This window comes from Corynebacterium pilbarense, assembly GCF_026930265.1.
Classification (GTDB): Bacteria; Actinomycetota; Actinomycetes; order Mycobacteriales; family Mycobacteriaceae; genus Corynebacterium; species Corynebacterium pilbarense.
Map to the genome: position 1 here is coordinate 1 of NZ_JANRML010000029.1, position 4,820 is coordinate 4,820.

3 protein-coding genes and 1 tRNA gene are annotated in these 4,820 nt (G+C 61.3%); 3 read left to right on the forward strand and 1 reads right to left on the reverse strand.

Annotated features, from left to right (window positions below; genetic code table 11):
- Positions 1-177 precede the first annotated feature (177 nt).
- Complete coding sequence (locus tag NUW87_RS11150) at positions 178-2,145, reverse strand: hypothetical protein (protein WP_269028592.1); 1,968 nt, start codon at positions 2,143-2,145, stop codon at positions 178-180.
- Positions 2,146-2,281: 136 nt separating this feature from the next.
- Between NUW87_RS11150 and mgtE the strand changes: the two genes are divergently transcribed.
- The 3 genes from mgtE to NUW87_RS11165 all read left to right on the forward strand — a co-directional run.
- Positions 2,282-3,643: a magnesium transporter gene (gene mgtE / locus NUW87_RS11155; protein WP_269028594.1), complete on the forward strand. Its 1,362-nt coding sequence runs from the start codon at positions 2,282-2,284 to the stop codon at positions 3,641-3,643.
- 98 nt (positions 3,644-3,741) lie between these two features.
- Positions 3,742-3,817, forward strand: a tRNA-Arg gene (locus NUW87_RS11160).
- A 209-nt stretch (positions 3,818-4,026) separates the two neighbouring features.
- Positions 4,027-4,820, forward strand: a 794-nt coding sequence (locus tag NUW87_RS11165; RefSeq protein WP_269028595.1) for a hypothetical protein, incomplete at its 3' end; no start/stop codon positions are given.

Consider the following 4,820-nt stretch of genomic DNA (forward strand, 5'->3'; position numbering starts at 1 on the left):
TGACGCGACTGACCTGTCAAGGATCACAACGCCTTCCGCAGGCACACCCCGTCAAATATGTCGTGACTTCAGGCACCTCCGGGCGCACAAGAGAAATCCCTGCTCCGGCGGGGATTTCGGCGTATGTGGGGCAGCAAAAAGCCCCGCCGGCGAGGGCGGGGCTAGGGCACGGTCGTGTTAGCTCTGGCGGGTCTCCACCACCGGGGCCTCGACAGTTGCGGCCGGCTTGTCGTTGCCGTTGCTGCTGCCACCGACGCTGACATCGACGCCGTTGACGCGCGGGATGCAGGTGCGGACGGCTGCGGTCAGGAGCAGGGCAGCGACGACACCAATGGCAGCGCCACTTGCGGCGGTGAGCTGCGCGGGCTCGATGTTGAACTGGCGTGCAGCGTCATTGAACGCTTGCTCAGCTCGCTCGCCAATGTCGTTGAGGCCCGGGACGTTAACCTGGCCCGCCAGCGCAAGCGGGACCATCGCAATCAGCGGGAGACCAAGGCCCACCAGGGAAGCGATGCAGCGCGGGTCGGAGGAACCGCCGTCAACGCCGACGTTCGCGTCGATGAGGTGATCGCCGTTTTCGTCCTGGCCCTTGCGAGAGGAGCCGAAGCCCACCAAGCCGCCGTTGGCGTTGCCGGTGACCATCGGGTTGGCGTTGCCGGTGACCACGGCAGAGTTGTTGGAGCCGTTGTTGTTCGCGTTGCCGGTGACGACCACAGTCGGGTTGGCGTTGTTGGTGACGACCGGGTTCGCATTGCCGGTGACCACGGCGCTGTTGTTAGAGCCGTTGTCGTTGGCGTTGCCAGTGACGACTGGATTGGCGTTGCCCGTGATGACCACAGTCGGGTTCGCGTTGTTGGTCACCACGGCGGAGTTGTTCGACCCGTTGTCGTTCGCGTTGCCGGTAATGACGGGGTTCGCATTGCCGGTAATGACCGGATTGGCATTGTTGGTGACAACAGGGTTCGCGTTGTCAGTCACCACAACGGAGTTGTTGGAACCGTTCTCGCGCAGGTTGTCGTTCACGTTGCCGGTGATGACTACGGACGGGTTCGCGTTACCGGTGATGACCGGGTTGGCGTTGTTTGTGATCACCACGGACGGGTTGCCGTTGTTGGACAGGTTGTCCCGCGGGTTGGCATTGTCGGTGATAATCACATTCGGGCTGCCGTTGTTGTTGCCGATGTTGGACGGGTTCGCATTGTTGGTGATCACAACGTTGATCAAGCGTCCAGCACCGCCGCCGCTGGTTCCACCCTCACCGCCGCCGGTTCCGCCCTCGCTACCGCCGTTTCCGCCGCCGATGATGTCGCCCAGGCCGCCGAGCAGGGAGCCACCGGTACCGGCACCGATCAGGCTGCCCAGGATTGGTCCGAGGATGCTAGCGACGGTGCCTGCCGTTTCTGCGGGTGTCTTTGACGGGTTTTTGGCAGCAATCTTCAGGGTGGCCCCGAACTTGTCAGTTCCGTCGTTCACCTCAATCGGAAGGTCGAAGTCGCCGTCCTTGAACGTGGTTGGTGGGGTGACGCGGATGGTGGTGCCGTCGTTGGAGACGGTCCAGCCAGTCGGCAGAGCGGCTCCGCTCTTAGACACGCTGACGCCCTCCGGCAGGGTGATTCCCTCGACGGACTGCGCCGACGTGGACTTTCCAAAGTCCATCGGGTAGCGGGAGGTCAGCTGGCTTTCCCATTCGGCGCCCGGGCGCTCGTCGATGATGTTGACGCGTAGCGTCGTGTCAAAGGTCTCGCCGGCGGCAGTGGTCACGCGCACCGGGATGTCCTTCTCACCTGCGCCAAAGGCGGCGGTGGACTTCGGGCGGATCAGGGTCAGCGTGCCGTCGTTGTTGTTGAAGCCCCAGTTGAAGATGGTGTTCGCGCGTGGCGCGACGGTGTCGCCGGGCTGAAGCTGCAGCCCTTCGACTACAGCTTCATCGGCGTTCCAGAAGTTTGCGGTGTCAAAGCGCTGCTCGAAGGTTGCGGCAGTGGTGCCCTCGCTTGTCGACGGCTGCTCCGCCGGCGCCGGTTCAGCATCACTCGTCGGCGTGGTCGTCTCCTGTGCCTGAACAGGGGAGACAAACGGTGCCACGAGGGCAAGGGACAGGGCACCTGCCGCGATGACGGTACGGCGGGAACGAACGGACTTCGCCATGGTGGCTCCTTTAAGGGTTCAGCGGATTATCAGCGATATATGACACGCATCGCAGATCACGCGTAGATTTTTACACACATATGGCAAGAATCAACGCGTCTGAGACAAATACTTTCCGGGTGGGTACCCTCACCGTGTGACTACGGCCAACGCGGCGGCGATCGCGCACCTGGAAAAGCAACTCAACCGACACAAACTCGACTCCGGCGACCTGGACGGCCTCCACGAGGAGCTGACAGAAATCCCGTTGCACGATGTGGTGCACGTGGTGGAGCGGCAGCCGTCGAAACGCGGCGCTGTGCTCATCCGCCTGCTGCCACCGGAGCGTGCCGCGGCGGCCTTCGACGCGCTTGATCCCGCCCACCAGGCGGAGATTGTGGAGGCACTCGGGCGCGAAGATGTCGCCGGCCTGTTCAGCGCGCTCGGCGCCGAGGACCGCGTGCGCATGCTGGACAACATGCCCGCGGAGATCGCGGAGCGGTTCCTGGGGGATCTGGACGAGGACGCGCGGGCGGACACCAACCTCATTCTCGGCTACGAGAAGGGCTCGGTCGGCCGTGCTATGAGCCCCAATGTGGCGGCGGTTGGTCCGGGTGAGGGGGTGCGGGACGTCGTCGACAAGCTAAGGGCTCAGGCGGATGACTTTGAGACCGTCTACACCATCGCAGTGGTGGATCCGGAGCGCACGCTGTGCGGTGTGGTGTGGCTTCGCGACCTGTTCAGGGCAGCGCCGGACGCCCGAGTCGGCGATGTGATGAGGGAGAGCCCGGCGGTGCAGGTCAGCGACGACGCCGAGGACGCTGCCCGCCGCCTGCTTTCGTCCGGCCAGCTCGCGTTTCCGGTGGTCGACGACGGCAACCGCCTCATGGGCATCTTCACCTTCGACGAGGCCCAAGACATTGTGGAGCACGCCGACAGCGAGGACACCGCGCGCCAGGGCGGCTCCGAGTCGCTGAAGCAGCCGTACCTGTCCACCCCGGTGCTCAAGCTGGTGCGCTCGCGCATTGTGTGGCTGCTGGTGCTGGCGCTCTCCGCCATCCTGACGGTGCAGGTCCTCGGCGTTTTTGAGGACACGCTCGCGCACGTGACCGTACTGTCGCTATTTATCCCGCTGAGCACCGGCACCGGCGGCAACACTGGCAACCAAGCGGCCACGACGGTGACAAGGGCACTCGCGCTTCACGACGTCACCAAAGGCGACATCCTGAAAGTCATGTGGCGCGAACTGCGCGTCGGCGCGACCCTCGGAGCAGTGCTGGGCGTGCTCGGATTGGCCATCGCGTGGGCCGTTTTCGGCCAAGACATCGGAATAGTGATAGGAAGCACACTATTTTGTGTCTGCGCCATGTCTGCGACCGTTGGCGGGCTCATGCCGATCGTGGCGAAGACCGTCGGCGCGGACCCGGCGGTGTTTTCCAACCCGTTCATCTCTACCTTCTGCGACGCGACCGGCCTGGTGATCTACTTCGCCATTGCCAAGGCGGTACTCGGCTTGTAGGTGGGGTGTTGTTTATGTGTTTGGCCTGCGGTTTTGGCGGTGAGTTCACCCGGGTGTAATGTTCTACTTCGTTGTCTACACGGCAACGAACTGAATACGCGCCCGTAGCTCAACGGATAGAGCATCTGACTACGGATCAGAAGGTTGGGGGTTCGAATCCCTCCGGGCGCACCATCTGTTTGAACGCCCCGAGCATCCCGCTCGGGGCGTTTTCATTTCTCTCAGTTTTTGGTAACACCTAAGCGTTCATTATTAGGAACTTTAGAAAACCGTTCAAAGCTGAAAAAGCCCTGATTAACTGCTCTTTCAGGGTTGGCGCTTGCTTGAAAGCGCCTGTCCAAGTTGGTAGGTTCTACGGAAGTTCCGCGGGAGAAGTGTGTTCTATGTACTTCTTCCTCGAATTTCTCCCTTTTACAAAAACAACCATTGGAGCCATCTTGAAGAACGCTTCCTCCCCGTTCGAGTTCAACGCGGACGCTGCCGCCCAGGGCCCTTCGAACCCTGGGCGTTACAACGCAATGTCCTCTGCGGACCGCAACCCGCGCCGCCACTCCGGCAAGCGCTCCGTCATCGCCGGCATGACGTCTGTCTCCCTGGCGCTGGCCGGGCTGACTGTGCCGAGCGTTGTTGGTGGTGGGGACGGGCGTGTGTCTCAAGTCGCCTCTGCTTCTGAAATCAGTTTCGGACAGGTCCGACCGGCTACCGATGGCAAGAACTGGGTCGTTTATATCCCAGATGATCAGGCGCAAGGGCTCAAAGGAATCCAAGAGATTGAGCTCGAAATTTACGTTCACGTCTCGGACGAAAATGCAAGTAACCCCGTTGAGAAGAAGAAGATTGCAGCTCTAGATGAAAAGTTCGCGAGCCAGAAGCTTTCGGTGGAGCAGAACGGTCGCAAAGTAAACGTCAGTAGTGCGGAAGTTACGCCGATTGGCGAGTACTCGCGACGCATAACCCTCGAGCTCGATTCTGCAATCGACTATGAAGTTGGAGTTGGTAAAGCCTTCAAAATTCTGGCTGAAGGAGCTAGTTCGGCAGGGTTCCCTGGTCGCAGCGATGCTTTCGCTAACGTAACCCTAAAGACTGAATCTGAAAGCAAGCCGGGTTCGGTTGTTGATGGTTCGGTGAAGGATCAGTACGACAAGCCGGTTCCGGGTGTGAAGGTTGAGCTTGTTGA

Excerpts from the sequence above, each read along its gene's own strand:
- NUW87_RS11150 (WP_269028592.1), bottom strand. The coding sequence starts at position 2,145 with ATGGCGAAGTCCGTTCGTTCCCGCCGTACCGTCATCGCGGCAGGTGCC.